17 protein-coding genes are annotated in these 22,709 nt (G+C 74.2%); 6 read left to right on the top strand and 11 right to left on the bottom strand.

Features of this window, described 5'->3' with window-relative positions; all coding sequences use genetic code 11:
• The first annotated feature begins 114 nt into the window (after window positions 1-114).
• From GMA12_RS02570 to GMA12_RS02555, 4 genes are all read left to right on the top strand, one after another.
• Entirely contained in the window at window positions 115-831 is a 717-nt protein-coding gene (locus GMA12_RS02570; RefSeq protein WP_062735186.1) for a LuxR C-terminal-related transcriptional regulator, read from the top strand.
• Window positions 832-864: 33 nt separating this feature from the next.
• Window positions 865-2,160: a sensor histidine kinase gene (locus GMA12_RS19380; RefSeq protein WP_156266931.1), complete on the top strand. Its 1,296-nt coding sequence runs from the start codon at window positions 865-867 to the stop codon at window positions 2,158-2,160.
• Window positions 2,157-3,170 (top strand): DUF8320 family protein, encoded by a 1,014-nt coding sequence (locus GMA12_RS02560; protein ID WP_156266929.1) that lies wholly within the window; start codon window positions 2,157-2,159, stop codon window positions 3,168-3,170. The genes GMA12_RS19380 and GMA12_RS02560 overlap by 4 nt, the downstream gene beginning before the upstream one ends.
• Window positions 3,171-3,297: 127 nt before the next feature.
• On the top strand, window positions 3,298-4,053 hold the full coding sequence (locus GMA12_RS02555; protein ID WP_156266927.1) for a DNA-3-methyladenine glycosylase I: 756 nt from the start codon (window positions 3,298-3,300) through the stop codon (window positions 4,051-4,053).
• On the opposite strand, the gene GMA12_RS02550 is transcribed toward GMA12_RS02555, so the two are convergent.
• The 5 genes from GMA12_RS02550 to GMA12_RS02530 form a co-directional block, all read right to left on the bottom strand.
• The gene (locus GMA12_RS02550; RefSeq protein ID WP_156266925.1) at window positions 4,019-5,248 is read right to left on the bottom strand and encodes an aminotransferase class I/II-fold pyridoxal phosphate-dependent enzyme; all 1,230 of its coding nucleotides are present in this window, start codon (window positions 5,246-5,248) and stop codon (window positions 4,019-4,021) included. The genes GMA12_RS02555 and GMA12_RS02550 overlap by 35 nt on opposite strands.
• A gap of 535 nt (window positions 5,249-5,783) precedes the next feature.
• Entirely contained in the window at window positions 5,784-7,373 is a 1,590-nt protein-coding gene (locus GMA12_RS02545) for a dihydrolipoamide acetyltransferase family protein (RefSeq protein ID WP_156266922.1), read from the bottom strand.
• Window positions 7,374-7,458: 85 nt separating this feature from the next.
• Entirely contained in the window at window positions 7,459-8,442 is a 984-nt protein-coding gene (locus GMA12_RS02540) for an alpha-ketoacid dehydrogenase subunit beta (protein WP_156266918.1), read from the bottom strand.
• A complete protein-coding gene (locus tag GMA12_RS02535; RefSeq protein WP_156266915.1) occupies window positions 8,439-9,743 on the bottom strand; it encodes a thiamine pyrophosphate-dependent dehydrogenase E1 component subunit alpha in 1,305 nt (434 codons plus the stop codon). Before GMA12_RS02535 ends, GMA12_RS02540 begins: the two co-directional genes overlap by 4 nt.
• A 56-nt stretch (window positions 9,744-9,799) precedes the next feature.
• Window positions 9,800-10,963 (bottom strand): histidinol-phosphate transaminase, encoded by a 1,164-nt coding sequence (locus GMA12_RS02530; RefSeq protein ID WP_156266913.1) that lies wholly within the window; start codon window positions 10,961-10,963, stop codon window positions 9,800-9,802.
• Window positions 10,964-11,129: 166 nt separating this feature from the next.
• Between GMA12_RS02530 and purB the strand changes: the two genes are divergently transcribed.
• Window positions 11,130-12,557 (top strand): adenylosuccinate lyase, encoded by a 1,428-nt coding sequence (gene purB, locus GMA12_RS02525; protein ID WP_156266911.1) that lies wholly within the window; start codon window positions 11,130-11,132, stop codon window positions 12,555-12,557.
• 91 nt (window positions 12,558-12,648) lie between these two features.
• Here the strand turns inward: purB and GMA12_RS02520 are convergent, their stop codons facing one another.
• Window positions 12,649-12,912, bottom strand: coding sequence for a DUF3892 domain-containing protein (locus GMA12_RS02520; protein ID WP_156266909.1), 264 nt, complete (start codon window positions 12,910-12,912; stop codon window positions 12,649-12,651).
• A 321-nt stretch (window positions 12,913-13,233) separates the two neighbouring features.
• Between GMA12_RS02520 and GMA12_RS02515 the strand changes: the two genes are divergently transcribed.
• The gene (locus GMA12_RS02515) at window positions 13,234-13,941 is read left to right on the top strand and encodes an AfsR/SARP family transcriptional regulator (RefSeq protein WP_156266906.1); all 708 of its coding nucleotides are present in this window, start codon (window positions 13,234-13,236) and stop codon (window positions 13,939-13,941) included.
• A 76-nt stretch (window positions 13,942-14,017) separates the two neighbouring features.
• On the opposite strand, the gene GMA12_RS02510 is transcribed toward GMA12_RS02515, so the two are convergent.
• The 5 genes from GMA12_RS02510 to GMA12_RS02490 form a co-directional block, all read right to left on the bottom strand.
• Entirely contained in the window at window positions 14,018-18,085 is a 4,068-nt protein-coding gene (locus GMA12_RS02510) for a Pls/PosA family non-ribosomal peptide synthetase (protein WP_240898563.1), read from the bottom strand.
• 584 nt (window positions 18,086-18,669) lie between these two features.
• The gene (locus GMA12_RS02505; protein ID WP_156266904.1) at window positions 18,670-19,572 is read right to left on the bottom strand and encodes an FAD:protein FMN transferase; all 903 of its coding nucleotides are present in this window, start codon (window positions 19,570-19,572) and stop codon (window positions 18,670-18,672) included.
• Between the two features lie 125 nt (window positions 19,573-19,697).
• Complete coding sequence (locus GMA12_RS02500; protein ID WP_162459387.1) at window positions 19,698-20,660, bottom strand: glycerophosphodiester phosphodiesterase; 963 nt, start codon at window positions 20,658-20,660, stop codon at window positions 19,698-19,700.
• 158 nt (window positions 20,661-20,818) lie between these two features.
• A complete protein-coding gene (locus GMA12_RS02495; RefSeq protein ID WP_156266902.1) occupies window positions 20,819-21,610 on the bottom strand; it encodes a di- and tripeptidase in 792 nt (263 codons plus the stop codon).
• Between the two features lie 105 nt (window positions 21,611-21,715).
• Complete coding sequence (locus tag GMA12_RS02490) at window positions 21,716-22,690, bottom strand: acyl-CoA thioesterase (RefSeq protein WP_156266900.1); 975 nt, start codon at window positions 22,688-22,690, stop codon at window positions 21,716-21,718.
• Between the last annotated feature and the right edge of the window lie 19 nt (window positions 22,691-22,709).

Genomic DNA, 22,709 nt, shown 5'->3' with positions numbered 1-22,709 from the left:
GGGTTCGCTTCCCCCGGGGCGAAGGTGGACAATCGGAGCACCTCGGTGAGATCCGTCACCCCCACGCAGAAATCTGCGGACCGGCCCACCGAGCAGCACCCGGAGGAACCACCCATGCCGTCCACCCTTGTCGCCGTCGTCGATGACCACGAGGTCGTCCGGGAGGGCGTCCGCCTCGTCTCCATGACCTCCCAGGCGGACGTGAAGCTCGTCGGATCCGCCTCCAGCGTGCCGGACCTGCTCGACCAGCTGGGCCGGGACCCCGAGAACCCGGCCCTGACCGCGCAGGGCGCGAAGCGGATCGAGTGCGAGGTCGTGCTCCTGGACCTGTCCCTGAACGACATGTCGCGCCCCGCCGCCAACGTGGAGCTGCTCCGGGCCGCGGGCATGAAGGTGCTCATCTTCAGCATCGGCGAGAACGCCGCCCTGATCCGCGAGGCGCTGCGGGCGGGCGCGCTGGGACTCGTGCGCAAGTCGGACCCGCTCGAGCACGCCATCGAGGAGGCCCGCAACATCGCCGAGGGCAAGCCGGTGATCACCAAGGAGCTGGCCGCCGCGATCGACGGCGACGTCGAGTTCTCCCGGGCCAGCCTCTCCCCGCGTGAGCAGGAGACCCTGCGGCTCTACGCCTCCGGCTTCGCCCAGGTCCAGGTGGCCCGCCGGATGGGGATCAAGCAGAGCGCCGTGAAGACCAACATCGACCGGATCCGCGAGAAGTACGCGCGCGTCGGCCGCCCGGCCCCCACCAAGATCGACCTGCGCATCCGGGCGATCGAGGACGGTCTCGTGGAGCCGACCGCGGACATCACCACGGCGGAGAAGCGCCTGTGAGCCGCTCCCGGCTCCGCTGAGGACCGCCGCTCCGTGAGCCACGTCGCACCCCGGTCCCCGCTCGCCTACCGGAAGGTCCCCGCCCGGCGGCGCCGCACCAGCCTGCTGGTGCCGGCCTCGCCGCACGAGCTGGGGATGAACTCCTACCGGATCCTCCTGCTCGCCAACATCTGCCACGGCCTCGTGGCCGTCGCGCTGTTCCTGGAGTCCCTCACCATCCTCGAGGACCAGCTGCGCTCCTTCGAGCGGTGGCACCTGGTCTTCCTGGTCGCCCTGCTGCTCAACGCGTGCGTGCTGCTCCTGCAGTCGGTCAGGCACCGGGTCCGCACGTGGCCGGTCCTCGTGGCGCCGGTGCTGGTGGCGCTCGCCGTCGTCACGCTGCCGCTGGCCTGGACGGGCGAGGCGCCGCCGCAGGACCCGTGGGTGGAGCCGTTCATCCTGCTCGCGGCGTGCGCCACCGTGGTCGTGTGGAGCCTCGAGCTGGCCGTGGCCTACCTGACGTCCGTGACGGTCCTCTACGTCCTCGTCATGGTGCGCACCGCGGCCGTGCCCGACATCATGGACGTGCTCTTCGACGCCACGAGCCGGATCGCGTTCGGCGTGGTGCTCGTGGTGCTGATCAGCTTCGTCCTCCGAGGGGGGAAGAACGCGGACCAGGTCTACGCGGACGCGATCGCCCAGGAGCTGCAGCTCACCCGCTCCCGCTCCCAGGCCGAGGAGCAGGAGCGGCTGGACCGCCTGATCCACGACAACGTCATGGCGGCCCTGCTCGATGCCGGCCGCGCCCCGGGCCCGGTCCAGCGCCGCACCCGGGAGCTGGCCCAGCGCGCCCTCGACGTCCTCGTCTTCGAGGAGCGCCGCGCCCAGGGCAAGGACACCACGATGGTGCACACGCTGCTGGACGACCTGCTGGAGTCCCTGTCCCCGTGGCGCAACCGGGTGCGCTTCAACAGCATCACGCCCTACATCCGCCCGCCCGGCGAGCCGCGGCCCCTCATCCCCGTGGAGACGGCGCAGGCGCTGGTCCAGGCCATCACCGAGGCGGTCTCCAACAGCGCCCGGCACTCGGGCACGGAGGTCACGTTCGTGACCATGGACGGCGGTGCGTGCCCGCCCACCGCGATCAACCCCGAGGGCTTCTACCTGCGCTTCCAGGTGGTCGACCGGGGCCGGGGCTTCCAGCCGCGCAGCATCGACTCCCGGCGGCTCGGGGTCCGCGTGTCCATCCTGGGCAGCGTGCGGCAGGTGGGCGGCGACGTCGAGGTCGACTCCGCACCCGGCCGGGGCACCAGTGTGACGATCCTCTGGCCGCGGGACGCCCGCCCGTGATCTCCCGCGCGCTCTTCCACCCGCTGACCCTCGTGGCCGCCGCGGTCTTCTTCCTGATCCCCGTGGTGCTCGGCATCCTGCAGACCCAGAGCATGGACAAGCCGGAGCTGATGCAGGCCGCGCTCGTGACCTACGTGATCGCCGTGGCCCTGGTCGTCTGCCCGTACGGTCGGCGGCGGCTGCCGGACCTGCCCACCGCGCTGGCCGTGCTGCTCATGCTGGTCTCGATCCAGCGCTCCTACGACGCCCTGGACCCGCGGGCCGAGCTGTTCGGCGGGCAGTGGTTCACCCTGGGCTTCGACGGCTTCGTGGTGGTCCTGGGCATCCGCCGCCGCGGCGGCTGGGGGTGGGCCACGCTGGGCATCGCCGTGGCCATCTCCATGACGTGGGGCGCCCGCTCCGCGATCGGGCTGTGGGACGCCGCGCTGAGCAACGCGGCGAGCGCGGCGCTGCTGCTCGCCAGCCAGCTCATCGCCCGGGAATACGACCGGGCCTCCGTCGCCTTCGCGGAGGCCCGGGACATGGTGATCTCCGCCCGCTCCCACGACGAGGCCGAGAAGGACACCGTCAACGCCTCCGTCCAGCGGGTGCACGAGGTGCGCCGGCTGGCGGGAGGACTGCTCGAGCGCATCGCGCACGACGCCTCCCCGGTCTCCGACTACGAGATCGAGCAGTTCCGGCTCACGGAGGCGCAGCTGCGGGACTCCATCCGGGGCCGCTCCGTGGCGACTCCCTACCTGCTCGAGGTCACCCGGGCGGCGCGGGCGCGCGGCGTGCAGGTGGACATCCTGGACGAGCGGGGCAAACCTCTGCCCACCGCCGTGCTGCGGTCCGCCACCCGCCAGTCCATGGAGGTGCTCAACGCCGCGACGTCCGGGTCGGTGACGATCCGGGCCTTCCCCGAGGGGGACCCCACCGCCGTGTTCATCGTCCACGACGGCAACGCGGGGGACGAGGAGCCCGTGGCCATCGAGATCGCCGACGTCACCGGGGAGGTCTCCCGCTTCTGACCGGCCCGCCGCGGGCGCCGTGCCGGTTCCACTGCACCGGCCCGCCGGCTCGGGCGGACCGGCGCGGACCGTCCACAGCCGGGCGCCCGGCGGGCGGGTCCGGCGCGGCCGCTCCTACGGTGGGCGCATGGACACCGTTTCCGCCGGGCACGGCCCCGACCGCAGCCCTGATCCCCCCGCCCCCGACGGCCGTGCGAGCACCGCCGACCTGCCCCGCACCACCGGCTCCCACGACACCCCCTCCCCTGCGCGCACCGCGGATGTCCCCCACGGCGCCGGCTCTCACCCCGACGACGCCTTCCGCGCCGTGCTCTGCGGGGACGGCCTGCACCGCTGCCCCTGGGCGCCCACGGGACCGGCCGCCCTCGAGGAGCACGACCACCGCTGGGGAGCTCCTCCCGTGGACTCCCCCGGCTGGTTCGAGGCGCTCAGCCTCGAGATCTTCCAGGCGGGCCTGGCCCGGTGGAGCATCGCCCAGCGCCGGGACGGGCTGCGACGGGCGTTCCGCGGCTTCGTGGCCGAGGACGTGGCGGAGCTGACGGAGGACGCCGTCGACGAGCTCCTGCTCGACCCGGCGGTCATCCGCAACCGCGTCAAGATCGAGGCCGTGGTGCACAACGCCCGGGTGTGCGCGGGGCTCGCTCCTGCAGACTGGGCGGACCTGGCCGGCGACCGGCCGGAGGGCGCGCAGCCGCCCCGGACCGTGCTGGAGCTGACCCGCCGGTCCCCGGAGGCGGACCGGCTCGCCGCCCGGCTCAAGGAGCTCGGCCTGGTCTTCGTGGGCCGCACGACCGCCCACGGGTTCCTGCTGCGCACCGGGGTGCTCCCCGGTCACCTGGAGCAGTGCTTCAGGACCGGGCCTGGAACCGCAGGATCCGGGTGACGGCCTCCTCGACCTGGGCGGGTCCCGCGGCGAAGGACAGCCGGACGGTGCGGTGACCGCGCGCGGCGTCGAAGTCCAGTCCCGGCACGACCGCCACGGCCTCCGCCTCGAGCAGGCGGCGGCACCACTCCAGGGAGCTGCCGTGGCGCTCGAGCTGCTCGCCGAGGTCCGCGTAGAGGTAGAACGCCCCGTCCGCCGGCGCGCTCTCGCCCCAGCCGAGAGCGGGCAGGGCGTCCAGGAGCAGGTGCCGGGAGCGCGCGAACTGCTCCACCGCCCGGTCGGCCTCGGCGTAGGCCTCCTCCGAGAACGCCTCCACGGCGGCGTACTGGGCGGCGGCCGGCGGGCAGAGGCTGAGGTTGCCGGCGAGCGCGTCGACCGGGGCCACGAGGTCCCGGGGCAGCAGGGCCCAGCCCAGCCGCCACCCCGTCATCCCCCAGTACTTGGAGAAGGAGGAGATGACCACGGCGTCGGGGTCGTGCTCCCACGCGCTGGTGCCGCGGTACGGCGTCCCGTTCCGCGGGCCGCTTCCCGTGGGGGCGGCGTGCACGATGCCGTGGTAGATCTCGTCGCTGATGAGCCGTGTCCCGTGCTCGGCGCACCAGCGCACCAGCCCCGCCAGTTCGGCGGGCTCGAGCACGGTGCCGGTCGGGTTCGCCGGACCCGCCACGACCAGGCCGTGCAGCGGGCCGTGCGCGGCGACCGCGGCGTCGAGCATCGCCGGCGTCGGCTGGAAGCGTGTCGCCGCACCGCAGTCGAGCTCGACGACCTCCGCGCCCAGCGCGGCCAGGGTGTTGCGGTAGGCCGGGTAGCCCGGGCGGCAGACGGCGACCCGGTCCCCCACGTCGAAGGCCGCCAGGAAGGTCAGGACCAGGGCACCGGAGGCGCCCGTGGTGACGGCGACCTGCTCCGGCGCGACGTCCAGGCCGTACCACCGGGCGTAGTGCCCGGCCACGGCGCGGCGCAGCGGCTCGATCCCGAGGGCCGGGGTGTAGCCGAGTCCCTCGTTGCGGGCGTGCACGTGGGCGGCCGCACGGGCCACGGCCTCCGGGGCGCCGCCGGAGGGTTCACCGGCGCAGAGCGAGACGACGTCCCGGCCGGCGGAGCGCATCCGTTCGACATCGGCGAGGATCTCCATCACCCGGAACGGCGGGACGGCGGAGCGTGCGGACGGACGGGGCGGCGGGTGCGGCAGCATGGGCCCAGCCTACGGCCGCGGCCGGCGAGCGGACCGGGAGAGCCTCGCCGGCGACCCCGGATCCGGGCGCCCGTGGGAGGAGGGGCGTCCGTCCGGGCAGCCGCCGGCGGCCGGGCCGGGTGCACATCGGGGGACAGACTTTCGTCCAGGCCGGTGGCCATAATGGACGCAGTCCCGGACCCCGGGAGACCGCGCTGAGGCGGTCCGCCGGGGACGCGGACCAGGTTGCCGGTGGCAGCACCGGGGACCGATCGGGCAGGTCGTCACCGCGGCCGGCGTCGCACGAGTGATCCGTCGTGAATGAGATGTGTGATTGTGTCTGGGGGGATTTCAATCACGGGTCCACGAGCGTTGCGGCGCCGCGCGGTCGGCGGCGACCACCCCGTTCCGCGTCCGCGTGACGCCGGGCACCCGCCCGGCGGGGAGAGCCGCAGTCGTGGAGGCGCGCTCGTCGACGACGCAGCACACGGCCCCGCACCGATCGGTGCGGGGCCGTTGCCGTGCCGGCCGGTCCGGGGCTCCGGCGGCCCGGGACTCAGTCCAGCAGCAGCGCGGGCTCCTCGAGGATCCGGGCGACGTCCGCGGTGAAGCGGGCGGCGAGGTCGCCGTCGACCACCCGGTGGTCGAAGGAGCCGCCCAGCGTGGTGACCCAGCGGGGCACCACGGCGCCGTCCACCACCCAGGGCTTCTGCTTGATGCTGCCGAAGGCGACGATCGCGACCTCTCCCGGGTTGATGATCGGCGTGCCGGTGTCCAGGCCGAGGGCCCCGATGTTGGTGATGGTCAGGGTTCCGTTCTGCATGTCCGCCGGCTGGGTGCGCCCGGCCCGGGCGGTGCGGGAGAGCTCGTCGAGCGCCACGGCCAGTTCGCGCAGGGTCAGGTCCTGGGCGTCCTTGATGTTCGGGACCATGAGCCCGCGCGGCGTCGCGGCGGCGATGCCCAGGTTCACGAAGTGCTTGACGAGGATCTCCTCGTCCGTCCACGTGGCGTTGACCTGCGGGTTGCGGGCCACGGCCCAGATCACGGCCTTGGCCAGCACCAGGAGGGGCGTGACCTTGACCCCCTCGTAGTCCGGGGCGGTCTTGAGCCGCTGGACGAACTCCATGGTGCGCGTGGCGTCGAGCTCCACGAACACCGAGGCGTGCGGGGCGCTGAACGCGCTGCGCACCATGTTCTGCGCGGTGGCCTTGCGCACGCCCTTGACGGGGATCCGCTCGATCCGCTCCTCGGCGACGGGCGGACGGCGCCGGGTCCCGGCCTCGCCGAGCCGGGCGACGTGGGCCAGGAGGTCCTGCTTGGTGATCTGCCCGGCGGCCCCGGTCGCGGGGACCTCGGCGAGGTCGACGCCCAGGTCACGGGCGGCCTTGCGGACGGGCGGCTTCGCCAGCGCGGGACGGCGCGGCACGGCGGCCGGAACCGCGCCGACCGAGACGGCGCCCGTCGGAACCGCGCCGGCCCGGGCCGCGCCGGTCGAGGCCGTGCCCGGTGTGCCCGCACCGGCCGGGGCAGTGCCTGCTGCGCCCGCGCCGTCGGGGCGGCCGGGCCGGCGCCAGACGCCGCTGTCCTCGGCGAGCCGGGCGGCGCGATCGGCGATGCCCTGGGCGGCCGTGCCGATCCCCCCGATCCCGCTGCCGAGCCCGGTCCCCAGCGGGCCGCGGCCGAGCTTCTCCGCCCACCCCGCGGGGCGGGCCGGCCCGGGGGCCGGCTCGGCGGTCCGCGGAGTCGGCCCCGGGGCGGTCCGGCGGCGCCGGCGCACGGGGTCGGCCTTGGGCCCGGAGCCCACGAGGGGGCGGTCGCCGTCGGCGTCGGGCGCCGCAGGAGGCACCCGGGTCTCCCCGAGGATCCCCGGCGCCCCCTCCGGGGCGGGTCCCGCGCCGGAGGCCTCCTCGGGGGAGCCCACGGCGATGATCGGGGTGCCGACCTCCACGGTGCGGCCCTCGGGCACCAGCAGGTCGAGCACGGTGCCCGCGTACGGGGACGGCAGCTCCACCACGGACTTGGCGGTCTCGATCTCGACGAGCACCTGGTTGACCGTGACGGTCTCCCCCGGCACCACTCGCCACGCGAGGATCTCCGCCTCGGTCAGGCCTTCGCCGACGTCGGGCAGGTTGAAGATCTGCGGCATGTCAGTACTTCCTCTCTCGCGCGGCCCCTCCGGGTCGGCGACGGCGCCGCCGGCCCGGAGGGGCCGGCGGCCGGGGTCGGCGGGGTCAGTAGGCGAAGGACCGGTCCAGCGCCTCGAGGATCCGGTCGAGGTCCGGCACGTACTGGTCCTCGACGGCCGCCACGGGGTACGGCAGGTGGAAGGCGCCCACGCGCAGCACGGGCGCCTCGAGGGAGTAGAAGGCCCGTTCGGTGATGCGGGCGGCGATCTCCCCGCCGAGGCCGCCGAAGGTCGGGGCCTCGTGGGCGACGACCAGGCGACCGGTCCGGCGCACGGAGTCCTCCACGGTGTCGAAGTCGATCGGCGACAGGGACCGCAGGTCGATGACCTCCACGCTGCGGCCGTCCTCCTCGGCGGCCCGCGCCGCGGCGAGGGCGACCGGCACGAGCGGGCCGTAGGCCACCACCGTGGCGTCCTCCCCGGGCCGGACCACCTGGGCGGTGAACGGGTCGGCGGCGGGGCGCTGCGTGTCGACCGCGCCCTTGAGCCAGTACCGGCGCTTGGGCTCGAAGATGATCACCGGGTCCTCGCAGGTGATCGCCTGCTGGGTCATCCAGTAGGCGTCCTGGGCGTTGGACGGCGTGATGATGCGCAGCCCCGCGGTGTGGGCGAAGAGCGCCTCCGGGGACTCCGAGTGGTGCTCCACCGAGCCGATGACCCCGCCGTAGGGGATCCGGATGGTGACGGGGACCGTGACGTCCCCGTTCGTGCGGTTGCGCATCTTCGCGAGCTGCGTGGTGATCTGGTTGAAGGCCGGGAAGGAGAACCCGTCGAACTGGATCTCGCACACGGGCCGGTACCCGCGCAGGGCGAGCCCCACGGCGGTGCCCACGATCCCGGCCTCCCCCAGCGGGGTGTCCATCACGCGGTGCCCGCCGAAGTCTTTCTTGAGCCCCTCGGTGACGCGGTAGACGCCCCCCAGGGAGCCGATGTCCTCGCCCATGAGCAGCACCCGCGGGTTCTCCTCCATGGCCCGGCGGAGGCCGGCGTTGACGGCCTTGGCGATCGTCAGGTCGGGAGCGGCGTTCATGCGAGGTCCTCCTCGGTGCCGGCGGAGCGCTCGTCGGGGGCCCCGGTGACGGGATCGGCGGCGACGGTCAGGCCCGAGGCCTGCGTGCCGAGATCGGGCCCGGCGGTGCCGTCGCCGCCGGGGTGGCCGTCGGGCCCGTCGTCGTCGAATCCGGCCTGGTAGGCCGCGTACCAGGCGCGCTCCTCCTCGATCAGGGGGTGGTGCTCGGCGTAGGGCTTGTCGAAGAACTCCTCGAAGGAGGGCGGGGCCATGGACAGGACGTGGGCGCGGGTCTGGTCGGCGAACTCCTGCGCGGCCGCGGCGACCTCGTCAAAGAAGGCGTCGTCCGTGCCGTGGTGCCGGCGCAGGTGCGTCTCGAGGCGCAGCAGCGGGTCGAGCTCGGCCCAGCGGCGCTCGTCCTCCCGGCGGCGGTACTTCGTCGGGTCGTCGGCGGTGGTGTGGGCGCCCAGCCGGTAGGTCTCGGCCTCCACGAGCACCGGGCCGCGCCCGGCACGGGCCTGCTCCATGGCGTACCGGGAGACGGCCAGGACGCCCAGGACGTCGTTGCCGTCCACCCGGACCCCCTCGAACCCGTAGCCGGCGGCCCGCTCGGCCAGCGGCAGACGGGACTGGGTGGAGAACGGCACCGAGATGGCCCACTGGTTGTTCTGCACGAAGAAGACCACCGGGGCGTCGAAGGAGGCGGCGAAGACCATGCCCTCGTGCACCTCGCCCTGGGTCGAGGTGCCGTCCCCGAAGTACGCGATGGTGGCGGCGGGCTCGACCTCGCGCCCCTCCTCCTCGGCCGCGCGGCGGTCCAGGTTCATGCCCATGGCGTAGCCCACGGCGTGCGGCACCTGGGAGCCGAGCACGATCGAGTAGACGTTCATGCCGTGCTCCGAGGGCTTCCAGCCCCCGGCGGCGTGCCCCCGGAAGACCATGAGCAGCTCCGCGGGGTCCACCCCCCGCTCGATCGCCACCGCGTGCTCGCGGTAGGTCGGGAAGATGTGGTCGGCCGGGCGCAGGGCGCGGGCGGAGCCCACCTGAGCGGCCTCCTGTCCGCGCATCGGCGCCCACAGCACCAGCTGGCCCTGCCGCTGCAGGTTGGTGGCCTCCTCGTCGAACCGGCGCGCGAGCGCCATCGACCGGTAGAGGTCCCGCAGCTGCTCGGCGCCGACGTCGGCGACGTACGGCGAGAAGACCGGATCCTCGGACAGGACGCCGTCCCGGTCGAGGAGCCGCACCAGCCGGGTGCGTGGCTCCGGCGTCGGCGCGTGGCGGTCCGGCGCGTGGGCGGCCGGGGAGAACGGGGCGGCATCCATGGTCAGGACGTCCTTTCGGTGTGCTCGGGTGGGAGCGGAGCGCTCGTGCCCGGGGTTCAGAGCACGGGTGCGTGCGGGAACTGCGCGCAGAGCTCGAGGAACCGGGTGTTGGCCTCCGGCTCCCCGACGGTGACGCGGACGCCCTCGTCGCCGAAGCGGCGCACGGCCAGGGCGTGGGCGTCGCACAGCTCGGCGAAGCGCCCGCTGTGCTCGCCGAGGTTCAGCCACACGAAGTTGGCCTGCGTCTCCGGGTACGGCCAGCCCAGCGCGTCGAGCCCGGCCAGCACCCGCTCCCGCTCGTCGACGACCCGCTGGACGCGCTCGGCGACCTGGTCGTAGTGGCGCACGGAGGCGATGGCCGCACGCTGGGCGAGGTCGGTCACGGAGAACGCCGGGGCGCTCTGGCGCAGGTACGGGGTGATGCCCTGGCCCGCCACGGAGTAGCCGATCCGCAGTCCGGCGAGCCCGTGGGCCTTGGAGAACGTCCGCAGCACGACGACGTTGGGGTGCCGGCGGTACACGTCGATGCCGTCGACGAGGTCGTCGCGGCGCTGGAACTCCTGGTAGGCCTCGTCGATGACCACGAGGACGTCGCGGGGCACCGCGGCGAGGAACTCCTCGACCTGGGCGGTGGTGAGGCTGGGGCCCGTCGGGTTGTTGGGCGTGCACAGCAGCACGACGCGGGTGCGGTCGGTGACGGCGGCGGCCATGGCCTCGAGGTCGTGCGACCCGTCGCGGCGGTTGGGCACCGGGACGCTCAGCCCGCCCGAGAGCCCGATGCTGATGGGATAGGCCTCGAAGGAGCGCCACGCGTGGACCACCTCGTCCGGGGCGCCGTCCGCTCCGGTGCCCACGAAGGCGCCCAGCAGCTGGTTGAGGGCGCCGAGGCTGCCGGCGCCGGTGACGACGTCCTCGGCGGGCACGCCGAGGAACTCCCCCAGGACCTCCCGCAGCTCCGCGGAGGTGGTCTCGGGGTAGCGGTGCACGGCGTCCCAGCCGGCGAGGACCTCGCGGACGGCCGGGACGGGCCCGAACGGGTTCTCGTTGGAGGACAGCTTGTAGGAGGGCAGCCCCTCCACCACGAGCGGCGGTTTGCCGGCCACGTAGCGGGGAAGCCGGGACAGAGCCGGGCGCGGCCGGACCGCCGGGGTGGTGGCGGGGGCCGCGTCCTGGGCCGGGGCGTCCCCGGCCAGGGTGCGGGTAGCGTCGCTGGTACTCATGGGGGCCATGCTATCCCCGCTCCCCCGGGGTTCCCGGGTGGATGACGCCCCTCCGGACGACCCGGTATTTTTCGGCGCGAAAGCTACAACCGGGTCCCGCGAAAGTTGGTGGCGGACGACAATTCGTCCGCCCGGACCGGCCCGGACGCCGTGGGAGAATGGGCCCATGCCCCACACCGATCGCATCCTGTCCTCCGGGCGCGCCTCGCTCGCCGCCGCCGTTCCGCCCGTCGCGCTGGGCCCGCTCGACGGCCGGTACCAGCCGGCCGTGGCGCCGCTCGTCGACCACCTCTCCGAGGCCGCCCTCAACCGCAACCGCGTGCACGTGGAGGTCGAGTGGTTCATCCACCTGGCCGAGCACGCGGTGCTGCCGGGCCTGGCGCCCCTCGGCGACGAGCAGAAGGCCGGGCTGCGCCGGATCGTCACGGACTTCGACACCGACGCGGTGGCGGAGCTGGCGGAGATCGAGGCCGTGACGGTGCACGACGTCAAGGCCGTGGAGTACTACATCGGCCGCCGCCTGCCCGCCCTGGGCCTGGGGCACCTGGTGCCGCTCGTGCACTTCGGCTGCACCTCCGAGGACATCAACAACCTCGCCTGGGCCCTGGGCGTCAAGGACGCCACGACCGACGTGTGGCTGCCGGCCGCCCGGGCGCTCGTGGCCGACGTCGCGGGCCTCGCCGAGTCCGCCGCGGGCACGCCGATGCTCTCCCGCACGCACGGCCAGCCGGCCACGCCCACCACGCTGGGCAAGGAGATGGCGGTGGTCGCCCACCGCCTGGGCCGCCAGCTCTCCCGGATCGAGCGCACGGAGTACCTCGGCAAGATCAACGGCGCCACGGGCACCTACGCGGCGCACTACGCCTCCGTCCCGGACGCGGACTGGACCGCGGTCTCCCGCGGTTTCGTGGAGGCCCTGGGCCTGACCTGGAACCCGCTGACCACCCAGATCGAGTCGCACGACTGGCAGGCGGAGCTCTACGCCGACGTCGCCCGGTTCAACCGGGTCCTGCACAACTTCTGCACGGACGTGTGGTCCTACATCTCGATCGGCTACTTCCAGCAGATCCCGGTGGAGGGGGCCACCGGCTCCTCGACCATGCCGCACAAGGTCAACCCCATCCGGTTCGAGAACGCCGAGGCGAACCTGGAGCTCTCCAACGCCCTGCTCGACGTCCTGGGCGCCACCCTGGTGACGTCGCGGTGGCAGCGCGACCTCACGGACTCCTCGTCCCAGCGCAACATCGGCGTGGCCTTCGGCCACTCCCTCCTCGCGGTCTCCAACGTGCGCAAGGGCCTGGCGCGCCTGGACGTCGCGGAGGACGTGCTGGCCGCCGACCTCGACCAGAACTGGGAGGTCCTCGCGGAGGCCGTCCAGATGGTCATGCGCGCCGAGGCGATCGCCGGGGTCGAGGGCATGGACAACCCCTACGAGCGGCTCAAGGAGCTGACGCGCGGGCGGCGGGTGGACGCGGAGCGGCTCCAGGAGTTCGTGGCGGGGCTGGGCCTCTCCCCGCAGGCCGCCCAGCGGCTCTCCGCGCTGACCCCGGCCACCTACACGGGCATCGCCACCGAGCTCGTGCGCTACCTCTGACCCCCGGCCGGCGGCGGGCCGCCCGGGCGGAGGACCCGGGCGGCCCGCCGCGGGCGCCCTCCCCCGCGGACGGGGGTCGGGGCGCAGGGACTCAGACGGAGGGCAGGTCGTGCAGGTTGTTGCAGACGGTGTCCTCCGGGGCGGCCCACAGGCGCTTCTCGCACCCCGCCGACACCACGCGGACGCTGAGCCGGCCGGCGCTGCCGGGAACGTAGTAGTCGTGCACGCCGTGCTCGATGTCCCGGATGACCCGGGTCGTGGAGCGGGGCGACCACCCCTCCGCGGGATTGCACAGGGCGACGATGTTGCCGAGGGGGTCCGTGCGGACCCCGGTGACGGGTCGATGGTCGGTCATGGGATGAACTCCTGGGTACGTGCCCGGACCGGCGGCGCCGGCCCGGGGATCGGCCTTGTAACACTGTCCGGGGTGCGGCACAAGCCTCGGTCCGGTTCGCGCACGTGAATCCGGGTCGATCGTTTGCTTTCGACGGCATCCGACCGTTCGCTTTTGACTCACGGCGCGTCTGCCGGGATCATCGGTGCTGACCCCTCCTCTCCCGCCGCACCGGATCCGGCGCCGCGGGACCGGAGGGAGGGCGTCCCGCCCACGGTCTTCGGGGGAAGACCGGCAGGGCGCATCGGGGCACTCGGCTCATGACAGTGGGGGATCATGGCAATGGATGGGGAACACTCGATCGCGCTGCGGCTGCTGGGCAACGTGGAGGTCGAACTCGACGGCTCGGTGCTGGCCCTCGGCCAGCGCCAGCAGCGGCTGCTGGCGGCCCTGGCCGTCCTCGGCCCCAAGCCGCGCCGCTTCCTCGGCGAGCTGCTGTGGCCGGACCGCACGGCCGAGCGCGCCATGGGCAGCCTGCGCACCACCGTCTTCAACCTCTCCCGCCAGGTCCCCGGAGCCGTGGGCACCCGCGGCAGCACCATCGCCCTGGCGGACCCGGTCGTGGTGGACCTGCACGAGCTGCGCGCGTCGCTGCACGATGCGGCCGCCGCGACCGCGCCCCCCACGGAGGACCCGTGGTTCCTCGACCCGGCCGGCGCGCAGCTGCTGCCCGGCTGGTACGACGGCTGGGTGATGGCCGAGCAGGACCGGCTCCGGGCGCTCTACGTCAACGCCGTGGAGCACCTGGCGCGGCTGTCCCTCGAGCACGGGGACTTCTACCGGGCGCACCTGCTGGCCGCCAACGTCCGGGCCCTGGACCCCCTGCGGGAGAGCGCGGTCCGCGTCCTGATCGAGGCGGATCTCGGCCTCGGCAACAACGCCCCGGCCCTGCAGACCTTCCGCAGCTTCTGCAGCACGATGGCCGACGAGCTCGGCGCCCCGCCCTCCCCGCAGATCACCCAGCTGATGGGCTACATGCGCAGCGCCTGAGACCTCCTCGCCCGGGTGGGCACGGTGTCCCCGCGACCAGGGTCGCGGGGACACCCGTGTGCCGTCCATGGCCGGCTCAGCGGCCCGCGGTGAGCGCCGCCGAGGCGGACCGCACCGGGATGCCGCGCCAGTTCGTGCGGGGCAGCAGCTGCTCGCCCTTCATCACCAGCGACAGCCCGTCGACCGAGGCGCCGGCGCCGACCGTCGTGTCGTAGAGCACGATGGAGCGCGCCCCGACGCTGGCGCCCTCGCGGATCTCGACGTAGGACATCTTCATGACCCGGTCCTCGAACAGGTGCGTCTGCAGGGACACGTCCGTCGAGACGGCGGCGTCGTCGCCGATGTGCACGAGGTCGAACTCCGTCAGGTAGGTCGTGCCGATGTAGGTCCGCCGGCCGATCTGCGCGCCGAACAGGCGGAGCACCGGACCGATCAGCGGGGTGCCCACCAGACCGCCGACGAGCGCGGGGACCGCGGCGGACTCGTAGACGCCGGTGACGAACTCGCTGCGCCGCACGAAGTTGTCCCACAGGGGCTCGATCCGCTGCCGGTACCGGCCCACGATCGCCCACTTGAGGACGACGACGGCGAGCACCACGGTGAACCCGGTGGCGAGCGCGATGAGCGGCAGCACCGCGACGAAGCCGAGCAGGCTCAGCCGCGGCACGAGGCTCACCGAGGCCAGCAGGCCGAGGTAGCCGATCAGGCCGATCAGGGCCGGGGGCACGGTGATGCGCAGCGCCTCGATGATCAGGCGGGCGGCCACCTTGCCGCGGGACGGCCGGAAGGTGAGGCTCTCGTCGTAGTTGCCGCTGTCCTGCCGGCGGGGCAGGAACATGGCCGGCGACCCCAGCCACGAGGTGCCCTCCGGCACGTCGGCCGGGGGCACCGAGGCGACGCCCACGAGGGAGCCGTCGCCCATCCGGGTGCCGGACGGGACGAACGCGGCGTTGCCCACGAAGGAGCGGTCGCCGACGACGGTGCGCTCCATGTGCAGGTGCCCGTGGTGGTACACGGCGCTGCCCACGCTGGCCATGTCCGCGACGAAGCTGCCCTCCCCGAGGGTGAGGAGGTCCGGGTCGATGTGGCCCACCGTGGACACCTCGGAGCGGGGACCGACCTCGGCGCCGAGGACGCGCAGCCAGGGCACGGTGTACAGCGTCGCGTACAGGGCGTTGGTGCTCTCCAGGCTGGTGCTCAGCAGCTGGTCGGCCATCCACTTGCGCACGCCGAGTCCGCTGCGGACCGGGTGGATGCCCGTGGGGGTCCGGCGCAGGACGATCGCCCGCCCCACGGCCACCACGGCGCACACCGTGAGGACGTAGACCACGCCGACGGCCGGGGTGAGCGCCAGGCCCACCGGCAGACCGAACTCGATGGCCGCGATCCAGATCATCAGGAAGGACGGGAGCACCAGGACGAAGGGCAGCACCTCGAGGGCGGCCCAGCCCAGCAGCAGGGCGGCCACGAGCGGCGCCGGCCAGCGGCCGCCCGGCAGGGGACGGCGCTCCATCCGCTCGAGCAGCTCGTCGTCGCCGTCGGCGGGCCGGGAGGGCGAGCCCAGCCAGTGCTCCCCGGCGGGGATCACCTGGTTGCGCGCGGCCAGGGACTGCTCCGCCAGTCGGGCGCCGTCCTCGACCCGGGACCCGGGCTGCAGCAGGGCGTTGGCGCCCACGAACGCGTCGTCGCCGACCCGCACCGGGGCGATGGTCACCCAGCCCTCCTCGACCTGCGCGGTCTGCACGGAGGAGCCGTAGCCGATGCTGGCGCCGGAGCCGATGCTCACCAGCGAGGGCAGGCCCACGGCCGCGGTGCCCACGTGGGCGTTGGCGCCGACCTCGGCGCCCAGCAGGCGCAGGTAGCCGGCGGCCATCGGCGTGCCGGTCAGGAGGCTGAGCGGCGAGAGCCGGGTCAGGCCGTCGATGCACCACAGCAGGAAGTACTGCCTCCCCCAGAGCGGGTGGTGCCCCGGCCGGACGAACCGGCCCAGCACCCGCGAGCCCAGGAACGGCAGGAGGAAGCGGGCGAGCACCGAGACCAGCACGCCCACGAGCAGCAGGTCCCACATGAGCGGGTAGCTGAACTGCCCGCCGTAGGAGTACAGGACCGCGGCGAGCGGGGAGCCCACGACCATGGCCGCCAGCACCATGGTCGTCACCTGGGCCGCCCCGCAGAGGGCCACCCGCCCGCTCGTGTGGTGCAGGGCCGTGGGCCGGTCGTCCGGGTCGGCCACCGCCGGGACGGCCGCCGGGGCGGCGTCGAGGTGGCGCGCCAGGTCCCGGACGGTCGGGTAGGTGTAGATGTCCGCGATGGAGATGTCCTGGTCGGGGAGCTCCCGGCGCAGCTCGGAGGTGGCGGTCGCGGCGAGCAGCGAGTGCCCGCCGAGCTCCAGGAAGAAGTCCGCCTCCGCGGAGAGCTGGTCGACGGGGATCCGGAAGACCCGGGACCAGACCTCCGTGAGCTGCCACTCCGACTCGGTCCGCGGCGGGACCAGGCCCACCGTCGTCACGAAGCGGGGCGAGCTGGGCTCGGGGAGGTTCTTCCGGTCCACCTTGCCGCTGACCATCATCGGCATGGCGGGCAGGATCTCGTAGAAGGACGGCACCATGTACGGCGGCAGGGCCGCGGTCACGGAGTCGTGGAGCAGCTCGAACAGGGCGCGCTCGTCGCGGACCTCCCCGCGCAGCGTGAGGAACGCCGCCACGTCGTCGCCCCCGGAGACGAGCTTCACGGCGGCGTCCGCCACCGCGTCGTCGCGCCGGAGCACGTTCTCGATCTCCTGCAGGTCGGCGCGGTGGCCGCGGATCTTCACCTCGCTGTCGGCGCGGCCGAGGTACTCGATCTCGCCGTCGGGCAGGATCCGGCCCAGGTCGCCGGTGCGGTAGATCCGCCCGGCCCGGGGCCCGTCCGGGTGCGGCCGGAAGCGCTCCTCGGTGACGTGCGGGAGGTTCACGTAGCCGCGGGCCACGCCCGGGCCGGCGATGCAGATCTCCCCGGGCTCCCCCTCGGGCACCTCGTTCATCGACTCGTCGAGGATGCGCACCTCGTAGGTGGGCAGGGGCTTGCCGATGGTCACGGGCCGCCCGGGGGTCAGCTCGCCCCACGTGGCGGTCACGGTGCCCTCGGTGGGCCCGTAGGTGTTGAGCATCCGGCGCTCGGGCGTGGACCACCGCTCCACGAGGTCGGCCGGGCAGGCCTCTCCGCCCACGAGGATGCTGCGGATGCCGGGCAGGTCGTGCTCGAGGGTCGCCAGGACGGTCGGCACGCAGTACAGCACGGAGATCTCCATGCGCTGCAGGAACTCGACCAGGCCCCGGCCCAGGCGGGACTCGTCCGTGGGGCCGGCCACGAGGGCGGCGCCGACGGCCCAGGTGGGCCAGATCTCCTCGATGGAGAAGTCGAAGGCGATGGTCATGCCCTGGTAGACCCGGTCCTCGGGACGGACGTCGTAGACGTCGGGCACGATCTCGATGAAGTTGCAGATGCTCGAGTGCGCGACCTCCACGCCCTTGGGGCGGCCGGTCGAGCCCGAGGTGTAGATGATGTAGCAGGTGGGGTCGCCCTCGTGGCGGACCTCCGGCCGGTGGGCGGGCGCCGCGTCGAGCTGCCCCGCGATCCGTCCGACGTCCACGACGTCGGCGGCGGCGTCCTCGACGAGGGGCACCAGCTCCTCCGAGGTGAGCAGCAGGGCCAGGTCGGAGTCCTCGGCGATGAACTGCACGCGGTCGGCGGGCAGGTTCGGGTCGATCGGGACGAACGTGGCGCCCGACTTGAGGACGGCCAGCAGCGACGCGTACAGCATCGTGGAGCGCTGGAGGAGGATGCCCACGCGGTCCCCGGCGGCGAGGCCGTAGCTCCCGATCAGGTGGGCCATGCGGTTGGCCAGCTCGTCCAGCTCCGCGTACGTGTAGGCCTGGCCGTCGGCGTGCAGGGCCTGGGCGTGGGGCGTGCGGTCGCAGCTGCGCTCGAAGAAGTGGTGGAGCCGGCTCGGCCTGGCCCCGGCGCCCCGGGCCTCCTGCGCCGAGGACTCCGGCCTCGACCGTCCGCCGGCGGCGCCCACCGTCACCGCAGCCTCGCCCCACAGCACTCGCTCTGCCGACGACCCCCCGTCGTGGCGGTGTGAGCGTTGTGGTGCTGAGGTCATGTCCGACTCCTCTCGACGCGCGAACGCCGGTGTTACCGGCAGGTCCGTTCTACGCAGGGGACTGTTATGCGCCCCTCACGCCGCCGTCACCGCGGCGTTATCGATGCGTCATCGCCGGATCGGTCCCGGGCGCCGCCGGGGCGCGCCGGGCCGCAGCGGCGGCCGGATGTGGGTGAGATCACAGGTCGGAGCCCTGTCGGCCGGTTCGTTTTCGACTGCAATCGCGCGGTTCCCGGGCCGGCGACTGTCCAGGGGAGCACGTCGCGGCGCGGGCCGGGCACGGCGCGGGCGTCCTCGGGCCTCTCCGGCGGGCGCGGCCCCCGGGGGGAGAGGAAGCCCCACCGTGTTACTTTTCGTGAACGCTCGGGCGGTCGTGCGGGCACGCGGAGTCCGGCCCGGAACGGGACCCGTCCGGGCCCTGCCCCCGTGCCGGAGCGGTGCGGTCGGCCGTGCTCCGGGCCGTGCTCAGCCGGCCGGGCAGCGGAGAGCAGACCGGCCGGAGTTCGGCGAGGTCGGCCGCCGCGATCGCGTCGGCGACGCCTCCCTCGACGAGGGCCGTCGGGTGCCCCCGCTGCCGACGTCGGTCAGGCGGCCGCGCGGCCCGGCCGCCCGGGCCAGCCAGGTGTCCTGAGCCGGCGCCGGAGCGTGCTGCCGGGCCGTGCGCCGGTGAACTCGCCCTCCGCGCCGCACGCCGCGATCCAGCCGGGGGCGTCCCCGCCGAGCACGTGGGCGGCGCGGGCGTAGGCCTGGGCCTCCACCGCGTTCCGCGCGGCCACCACGACACGGTCCCACGGGCTCTCCGCGGCGGCACCGGTGACCGGGTTGACCAGGGCGCTCCCCGGCCGGGGAAGCACGGCGAGACCGCGGTGGCCCGCCGCCAGGAGAACGGTCCAGGCGGCGGCGTCCAGGCCCGGGTCCAGGGCGGGGCTCGGTCCGGGGCCCGGGGCCGCGGCCAGCGCGGCGACCTGGGCGGGAGGGCCGGCCACGGCCAGCACCCCGCCGATGCGGGCGACGAGCCCGTGGCCGGGGAAGCCCTCGGCGAAGAGCCGGGCCGTGCGGTCCGCGGCCCAGGCGTCGGCGACCCCGGCGAGGTCCAGCACGGTGCCCCGCCGCATCCGCAGGCGGCGGGCGGGCAGGTCGAGGTCCAGGTGGGCGATCCCCGGGGCCGGGCGGGCCGGCAGTCCGTCCTGGGCACGCCAGGCGGCGTCGCCGGTGGTGGGGTCGACCAGTCCGCTGGTGAGGCGGGTGGTCTGCAGCGCGGCGGCGAGGAGCTGCGCGAGCACGGGACCGACGACCACGTCGACGTCCTCGTGCTCGGCGAACCGGTTCAGCAGGGACAGTTCCGAGTCGATGCGCTCGGGCGCCGCGGCCGCCGAGACCTCGCGGTGGACGCGCTCGGCCAGCCGGCGGGCCTCCTCCTGGAGGTCCGGGGCGGGGGCGCGGACGGCGTCCGGACTCGGCGCCCCGGGCGGGGTGGGGGTGGACATGGCCGTCTCCTGGCGGTCTCGTGTCGGCGCGTGCCGGAGGACGCGGAAGGCCCTGCTGGACAACGGGCAGGTGGTGCCGAGCTTACGCGCGACAGGGGCCCGCCCGACGGTGACGTGACCGCTCGTTACCTGACCGTCATCGCGGCGGACCGGGTCCGCCCGGGTCCGACCGCAGGCATCGGCACACCGGCGGGGATCCCGCCGGGGATCCCCGCCCCGTCGCGCGCGCCGGCCGCGGCGGTCCAGCGCAGCACGTCCGCCGGGCGGTTGGAGGTCAGCTGCTGGACGCCCAGGGCGCGGCACAGGTCCACGTCCCGCGCCGTGTCGATCGTCCAGGCGCGCAGCACGCGCCCGTCGGCGGCCCACCGGCGCACCAGGTCGGGCCGGGCGCGGACGAGGTCGATGCCGGGGCCCACGATGTCCACGAGCCCGGCCGCGATCACGGGCAGCGCCGGCGGCACCACGAGCCGCATTCCGGCGTGCAGCACGGCGGCGGCCGTGCGGTTCACGCGCAGGCTCTCCCGGACCGTGCGGCGGGTGGTGGTCTCCACCAGCTGGCACACGTGCCGGGCGGGCACGGTCTCGAGGAGGTGGCGGACGGCGTCGGGGTGGAAGCTCATCAGTGAGATCGTGACCGGGCCCAGCCGGCCGGTCTCGGGGTCCCACCCCTCCCGCATCAGCACGTTCAGGACCTCCTCCTCGAGCTGGTGGCCGTACGGGCTCGGGTGCTTGGTCTCCACGGCCAGGCCCACGGGCCGGCCGGCCCCGCGCAGCAGGTCCAGGAGCTCGGGCAGCGTCAGCAGCTGGCGGTCGCGGGACCCGTGGCCGGGCGGGATCGGCACGCCCTTCCAGGAGACCCAGTCGAGGCGGCGCAGCTCGGCGAGCGTGCGCGCCGAGACCGGCCCGCGCCCGTCGCTCGTGCGCCCCAGCTGGGCGTCGTGGTGGAGGACGAGGTGGCGGTCCCGGGTCAGGTGCACGTCGCACTCCACCCCGTCCGCCCCGTCCAGCAGCGCCTGGACGTAGGCGGCCCGGGTGTGCTCGGGGTAGGCGGCGCTGGATCCCCGGTGGGCGTAGACGATCGGTCGCACGGCGCTCCCTCGGCTCCTGGCGGGGCGGCGGCCCCGCTCTCGGCGCCAGAGTAGGGAGGCGCGGTGAACGTGTCACCACGTCCGGGCGGATGTGTCGTGAACTGCGACGACGCCCCGCCGGTGGGCGGGGCGTCGTCGGAGCGGGGGCCGGGCGGCGGCTACTTCCCGCCGGAGATCTCGCCGTGGGCGGGCGTGTCCGGGGTGCCGTCCCCGCTGCCGAACCGGGGGGCCCGATCGGAGAGGGCGAGCTCGGCGGGGAAGGTGGCGGGCAGCGGCCCGAACGCCTCGTGGGTCGCGGTGATGACCTGCTTGGACATGGCCAGGTTCGCGCCCCCGCCGACGATCGCGCCCACGCCGAACGGCAGGGCGCGGCCGAACACGGCTCCGGTCTGGCGGAGCAGGAAGCGCTTGACGAACATGTTGCGGATGATCCGGCTGACGTCGAAGGTCTTCGAGTCGTCCTTGCCCATCATCAGGCCCCAGGACGACACCATGCCCTTGCCCTTGGTGCCGCTGGCCAGGATCTGGTTCATGACCTGCCGGCCGTCCTCGCCGAGCATGAGGGCCATGACCATGGTGCGGGTCTTCTCGGGGTCCTCGGTGTGCACCCCGTGCAGCTCGGCGATCGCCTGGGCGTAGAGGGCGGTGGCCTCGAGGTAGCCGACCACCGCGAAGGAGGACAGCCCCAGGGAGGCGACGGTGCCGACGCCGGGGACCACCGCGGTGGCGCCGACCGCACCGCCCTCGACGGTGACGGAGCGGACGTAGATCTTCTCCAGGCGCCGGGCCAGCTGCTCGGGCGACTCGTCCGGGTACTTGGCGCGCACCTTCTTCACGAACGCGAGCACGACCGGGCGCTGAGCGCGCAGGACGGTGTCCAGGAACTTGTTCATGGCCGGCTTGGGCTTGCCGTGCTCGTCGAAGGCCGAGCTCAGGGGGTTCAGGTCCATGGGGGTGCTCTCCTCGTGGAATGCCGGGGCGGTGGTCTGCGGCCCACTATATGCACAGCCCACTGAGCAGGCGCCGGGATTCGCCGACGGCGGAGGCGGACGCCCTCAGTCCCCCGGCAGCAGGGAGACCGAGGGGTCGACCCGCTGGAAGGAGTCCGGGAAGTCGGCGCGCAGCCGGACCAGCTCGCGGGCGAAGGCGTCCAGGTCCCGGTCCTCCTGGCTCACGGGGTGCCACTGCCGGGCGGGCAGGGCGTGCCCGGCGTCGTCGAGGGCGACCATGACCATGAGGCAGTTGGTCGTCAGCTGGAGCTCGCCGGTGGCGGGATCCCCGGACCAGCAGTTCACGGAGATGTGCAGGCCCCGCGCCGCGGTGTGGATCAGACGCGCCCGGACCTCCACGAGGTGGCCAATGTGCATGGGCCGGTAGAAGCGGACCCCGCCCGCGTACACGGCGATGACCGGGCGCCCGGCCCACCGGGACCCGCACACGAACGCGGCCTCGTCGATCCAGCGCATGGCCGTGCCGCCGTGCACCTTCCCGCCCCAGTTGATGTCCGTGGGCGCGGCGAGGAAGCGCAGCACCGTCTCCTCGGCCGTGCCCTCGTCGGTGTACTTCTGCTCCGCCATCAGCGCCTCGATGCTGTTGCGCAGCTCGATCCGCCGCTTCGTCACCGCCTGCTGCCGGCGCTCGTGCTCGGTCTCGGGCGTCCACTGCGGGACCGGGGTGGGGCGGCCGTCCCCGTCGACGGCCACCATGATGATCAGGCAGGTGTCCCGCAGGGTGACCCTCTGCTCGCGCGGGTCCGCGGAGGCCACCTCGACCCGGATGTGCATCGAGGAGCGGCCGGTGTGCACGATCTTCGCGGCGACCTCGACCATGTCCCCCACGCTGACCGGACGGTCGAAGTGGATGTTGCCCACGTAGGCGGTGACGCAGTAGGCCCGCGACCAGCCGACGGCGCACGCGTACGCGGCCTTGTCGATCCACTCGAGCACGCGCCCGCCGTCCACGGTGCCGGTGCGCCCGGCGTCGGTCGGGGCGGCGAGGAAGCGGAGCACAGCGGTGTCACGGGCGGCCATGGCACCAGTGTGGCACGGT

This window comes from Kocuria sediminis (genome assembly GCF_009735315.1).
Taxonomy (GTDB): Bacteria; Actinomycetota; Actinomycetes; order Actinomycetales; family Micrococcaceae; genus Kocuria; species Kocuria turfanensis.
This window is presented reverse-complemented; position numbering and strand designations above follow the sequence as displayed.

Coding starts and splice junctions, on each gene's coding strand:
- GMA12_RS02570 (WP_062735186.1), top strand. CDS start 115: ATGCCGTCCACCCTTGTCGCCGTCGTCGATGACCACGAGGTCGTCCGG.
- GMA12_RS02555 (WP_156266927.1), top strand. CDS start 3,298: ATGGACACCGTTTCCGCCGGGCACGGCCCCGACCGCAGCCCTGATCCC.
- GMA12_RS02550 (WP_156266925.1), bottom strand. CDS start 5,248: ATGCTGCCGCACCCGCCGCCCCGTCCGTCCGCACGCTCCGCCGTCCCG.
- GMA12_RS02545 (WP_156266922.1), bottom strand. CDS start 7,373: ATGCCGCAGATCTTCAACCTGCCCGACGTCGGCGAAGGCCTGACCGAG.
- GMA12_RS02540 (WP_156266918.1), bottom strand. CDS start 8,442: ATGAACGCCGCTCCCGACCTGACGATCGCCAAGGCCGTCAACGCCGGC.
- GMA12_RS02535 (WP_156266915.1), bottom strand. CDS start 9,743: ATGGATGCCGCCCCGTTCTCCCCGGCCGCCCACGCGCCGGACCGCCAC.
- GMA12_RS02530 (WP_156266913.1), bottom strand. CDS start 10,963: ATGAGTACCAGCGACGCTACCCGCACCCTGGCCGGGGACGCCCCGGCC.
- purB (WP_156266911.1), top strand. CDS start 11,130: ATGCCCCACACCGATCGCATCCTGTCCTCCGGGCGCGCCTCGCTCGCC.
- GMA12_RS02520 (WP_156266909.1), bottom strand. CDS start 12,912: ATGACCGACCATCGACCCGTCACCGGGGTCCGCACGGACCCCCTCGGC.
- GMA12_RS02515 (WP_156266906.1), top strand. CDS start 13,234: ATGGATGGGGAACACTCGATCGCGCTGCGGCTGCTGGGCAACGTGGAG.
- GMA12_RS02510 (WP_240898563.1), bottom strand. CDS start 18,085: ATGACCTCAGCACCACAACGCTCACACCGCCACGACGGGGGGTCGTCG.
- GMA12_RS02505 (WP_156266904.1), bottom strand. CDS start 19,572: ATGTCCACCCCCACCCCGCCCGGGGCGCCGAGTCCGGACGCCGTCCGC.
- GMA12_RS02495 (WP_156266902.1), bottom strand. CDS start 21,610: ATGGACCTGAACCCCCTGAGCTCGGCCTTCGACGAGCACGGCAAGCCC.
- GMA12_RS02490 (WP_156266900.1), bottom strand. CDS start 22,690: ATGGCCGCCCGTGACACCGCTGTGCTCCGCTTCCTCGCCGCCCCGACC.